This is a genomic window from Streptomyces sp. NPDC002676 (genome assembly GCF_053592455.1).
This window is the reverse complement of the sequence record NZ_JBSFVT010000064.1, coordinates 1-3868: the sequence shown is the minus strand read 5'-3', so window position 1 is coordinate 3868 and position 3868 is coordinate 1. Positions and strand designations below refer to the sequence as shown.

The window sequence follows — 3868 nt, the reverse complement described above, 5'->3', positions numbered from 1 at the left end:
GAGGTGCTGGACCGGCGTCTGCACCACCTGCCACCGGCCCCTGCCCAGCAGAACCCCCAAGACACCAAGATCGAGAAGAACCTAACGGAGTCCTATTAGGCGGGCTTCGAGGTCGGCGACGCGGCGGTCCTGGATGCGGAGGTTGGAGCAGGCGGCCTTGAGCCGCTCGCCGAGGGTGCGGTTGTCGGTGTTGAGCTGGCGGACGCACTGCTTGAGCGTGGTGTTCTCGGTGGTGATCCGATGGACGGCCTCCTCGGTCCACTCTGCTTCCAAGTCACGGATCTGGCCTAGCAGTTCACCGATGCGGGTCCGCTGGGCGAGGATCTCGGCCTGGTCGGCGAGCGTGAGGGAGCGGACGCGGTCCGCCCAGGCCGGCCATGGAGCCTGCCCTTGGAGGACCGAGTCCTGCGCGGGATCTTCGATCGCGAGGCCGGCGGCCCCAGGAGGCGTCGTCGACGAACCACCCTCGGTCGGTGCGCAGCGTCGCCGCATCATGGCGTCGTGGACGGCGTCGAGTACGGTTCTGGCGTGTCCATGCCTCCGGCGCCGCAGTCGCCGTACCAGATGCCTCTCTTGCCCTGGGACGCCCCGTCCCCGACCCCGCCGGAGAAGAGCCGGGTCGGCCTCATGGCGGGGATCATCGGCGGGATCTTCCTCCTGATCATCGTGCTCCTGGCGACACTGGCGCTGATCGCAAAGAAGGTCGAAAGCAGCTACCCCCGGGCCAAAGTCGCCCTGACCGTGCCCAGGGCACTGCTTGACGGCCACTACAAGCTGAGCAAGGACGACTCCCCGACCCTGGGCCGGACGCTGGAGAGAAGCTGGAGGCTCAGCAGGGACGCCAAGGCCGTCCACGGCGTCGCCGCGGTGTATCGCCCGGGCAGCGGCAACTGGGGCGTCCTCACCGTGACCGGCATGTACGGCCGGTTCAGGAACACCGACGAGGTCCGCGCCGGCGTACTGGCGCGCAACGGCTCCCGCCACACCCGAGTAGAGGTGCTCGTGCCACCGAAGGACGTCACCCCGTCCGGCTCCCGCATCAAGGTCAGCTGCGAGGTGGTGACCCGGACATGGGACGCCAAATCGACGCTCACCTACCCGGTCTGCGCCTGGGCGGACGGCAACACCTGGGCCCGGGTGGCCGACATGACTCTCATGACCTCGATGGACGTCGACCTGAAAACCGCCGCCCGAACCACGCTCCGGATCCGCTCCGACATGGTGAAGCCGATCAGGTGACTACTGCGCCACCCATGTGTCGAGTGCCGACCACAAACTTGGTGGTCGTGCCCCGGGGCGACGACAAGCCCGGTTGCGCGCCGAACGTCTGGATGCCCGTCCTGCACTGGTGCACAGGCCTGCCGGCCTGCCGGTCCGGCAGGCCGGCAGGGGCGCTCGGCCCCTGGCCGGTTCCGCGCAAGGCCGGGCATCCGTAACCTCCTGCGCCGGTGCCCGTTGCCCGTTGCCCCGGGCATGGATGAACTTCTCGATCCCGCCCGCGATATCCCAGAGCTGTACGAGCCGCGCCTGCCGCTGTTCACCCTCTCGGAGGCACACGAACTGCTCGATGTCCTGCAGCACTTCGCAGCGCCAGCGGCTGGGCAGCCAAGGAGGTCGGCCTACGGGCTTCGACAAAGAGATGTACAAGCGACGCAACGAAGTCGAGCGGACGATCAATACACTCAAGCATTCCCGAGCCGTGGCCACGCGCTACGACAGTGAGGATGTAGGTGGCATCGCTCGGGGCCTGACTCTGGGTCTGACTGGCGCTTCGGCTGCCTGTGCGTTGAATCGTTGGCCCCCGGGGGATGCCACCGCGTGCGCTCGCGAGTGTCCGTGACCTCAGAGGGCGATACGTGGGCTGATGTCCGTTTCATCGTTATGGTTGGGCAAGCGAGTCGGTCGTGGGCTCGCCGGATAGTTACGGTCCCGGACGGGTGAATAACCCGGGCTGGCTCTCGGTCAGGATTCCTGCGGCCGGCCAGGCGCTTGAGGTTGGTGCGCTCGTGATGCGCCGATGCCGTCCAATCTACGAATCCCTGCCCGATGGCGGGCAGAATTCTTGGCTTTTTGCTGCTTGTTGCCCTAACTTCTCGCCATGTGCAGGAGAAAACCGGAGGGAACATGAAGACACGCTTGGGCACGGGGCGACAGGTGGCAAGGCCGAAGGCTTCGGCGGGCCTCGAACAACTTGCTCACCGACCGCAGTCGATGTCGGGGATGGCTTGGCTCGCGCTCGCGGTCGTCTACATCGTGTGGGGTTCCACCTACCTCGGCATCCGGATCGCCGTCGAAACCATGCCTCCGCTGCTGTCGGCCGCCGCCCGCTTCATCACCGCTGGCGCCCTGCTCCTCGCCTGGCTGGCGTGGCGACGAGGTACCGCAGCGCTCTATGTGGCGCCGCGTCAGCTCGCTTCTGCGGCACTCGTCGGCCTGTTGCTCTTGACCGGTGGCAACGGCCTCGCCTTCCTCGCAGAGACGCAGTTGCCCTCCGGCCTGACTGCGCTGCTGGTGGCGCTCACGCCGGTGTGGATGATCCTGCTGCGCGTCGGCAGTGGGTACCGGCCCAGCGTCATGGCGCTCGTCGGCGTTGGACTCGGGGTGTTGGGGCTGCTAGTCCTCACCACACCGGGCTTGAGCGGCCGGACAGCGGTAACCGGCGTCATTGTGATGGTCGCCGGTACGCTGCTGTGGGCACTCGGATCCGTCCTCTCATCCCGCATTTCAGTGCCTGGCGACGCGTTCGTGGCCACCGCGTACGAGATGGTGGCCGGCGGCATAGGCTGTCTGTTCCTGGCGGTCCTGCGTGGTGAGCCGTCAGGCTTCCACCTGCACGCCGTCTCGGGCCGCTCCTGGGGCGCCCTGGCGTACCTCGTCGTATTCGGCTCCCTCGGCGCCTTCACCTGCTACGTGTGGTTGCTGCAAGCGGCGCCTCTCTCGGTGGTGTCGACCTACGCCTACATCAATCCCGTCGTCGCAGTCATTCTCGGCGCCCTCGTCCTCCACGAGCCCCTCACCCAGAACGTTGTCATCGGCGGCACAGTGATCGTGGCAGCTGTCGCGTTGATCGTCACTGGCGAACGCCATCGCAGCAGGTAGCCAAAAGGAGCCTGTCCTCCCAAGAGGGCGGCACGTGTGTGGATGTCCGTTTCGCCGTTGCGGAGGGAATGGCCGCGCCGGGCAGCTACGGTCGTGGCAGTGCGAACAGTCCCGGCTCGGACTCGGTCAGGATTCCGCGTCAGGCCAGGCGCTTGAGCTTCATCCGGATGTTGTTGATGTTGTTCGGCGTCACGTCCAGGTCCATGGCCTCGCACACGCCCCGTGCCCGCATCGACCGAACCGTCTCGGTGAACACCGCCAGGATCTCCTGGTAGGCCGCCTTGTTCGACGGCTGCGGGGCGGACGCCGACAGCGCAGGCGGGACCGGATCGGGCAGCTCCAGCCCGCCCCCAGGGTTAACTCCCCGCCATTCATGCGCCGCGCCAGGACTTCGCGCTGCCGGTCAGCCGACGGGCTATCACGTCGCTTATCACCCAGTACACCCGGGACTCAGCCGAGGCCGAGCGGTGCTCGTAATCGCGCACCAGCCGCCGGTGCAGCATCAAGATCCCGTTCGTCTGCTCCACGATCCACCGCTTCGGCTGAGGGACGAACCCGGCATCAGCCGGGGATGAGTGATCGTGCCGATCGCGTTCCCACTGTTCGACCCTGCCGGGCAGTGCTCCGGGCCGGGGCTTTCTGGGCGGGGTGAGCGCCTGGCCGGGATGGTCACTGCTCAGGCCCAGGTAGCCGTCGTCGAGTAACACTTCGACCAGCTCGAAGTGGTGGAAGCAGCCGGTGATACCAGCGGCGCGAGCCGCGGTCGCAT

At 67.1% G+C, this 3868-nt stretch carries 3 protein-coding genes and 2 pseudogenes; 3 read left to right on the top strand and 2 right to left on the bottom strand.

Features of this window, described 5'->3' with window-relative positions; translation table 11 throughout:
* Window positions 1–81: 81 nt before the first annotated feature.
* Window positions 82–495: a hypothetical protein gene (locus tag ACWD3E_RS43195; protein WP_451392929.1), complete on the bottom strand. Its 414-nt coding sequence runs from the start codon at window positions 493–495 to the stop codon at window positions 82–84.
* Between the two features lie 33 nt (window positions 496–528).
* Here ACWD3E_RS43195 and ACWD3E_RS43190 point away from each other — a divergent pair, with 33 nt between their 5' ends.
* From ACWD3E_RS43190 to ACWD3E_RS43180, 3 genes and pseudogenes are all read left to right on the top strand, one after another.
* Entirely contained in the window at window positions 529–1239 is a 711-nt protein-coding gene (locus tag ACWD3E_RS43190; protein ID WP_451392928.1) for a hypothetical protein, read from the top strand.
* 349 nt (window positions 1240–1588) lie between these two features.
* A pseudogene (locus ACWD3E_RS43185) lies at window positions 1589–1717 on the top strand (IS5/IS1182 family transposase); the annotation flags it as partial.
* Window positions 1718–2124: 407 nt separating this feature from the next.
* On the top strand, window positions 2125–3099 hold the full coding sequence (locus ACWD3E_RS43180; protein WP_451392927.1) for an EamA family transporter: 975 nt from the start codon (window positions 2125–2127) through the stop codon (window positions 3097–3099).
* 371 nt (window positions 3100–3470) lie between these two features.
* Here the strand turns inward: ACWD3E_RS43180 and ACWD3E_RS43175 are convergent.
* Window positions 3471–3868: pseudogene (locus ACWD3E_RS43175) on the bottom strand (hypothetical protein); the annotation flags it as partial.

Excerpts from the sequence above, each read along its gene's own strand:
- ACWD3E_RS43180 (WP_451392927.1), top strand. The coding sequence starts at position 2,125 with ATGAAGACACGCTTGGGCACGGGGCGACAGGTGGCAAGGCCGAAGGCT.
- ACWD3E_RS43195 (WP_451392929.1), bottom strand. The coding sequence starts at position 495 with ATGATGCGGCGACGCTGCGCACCGACCGAGGGTGGTTCGTCGACGACG.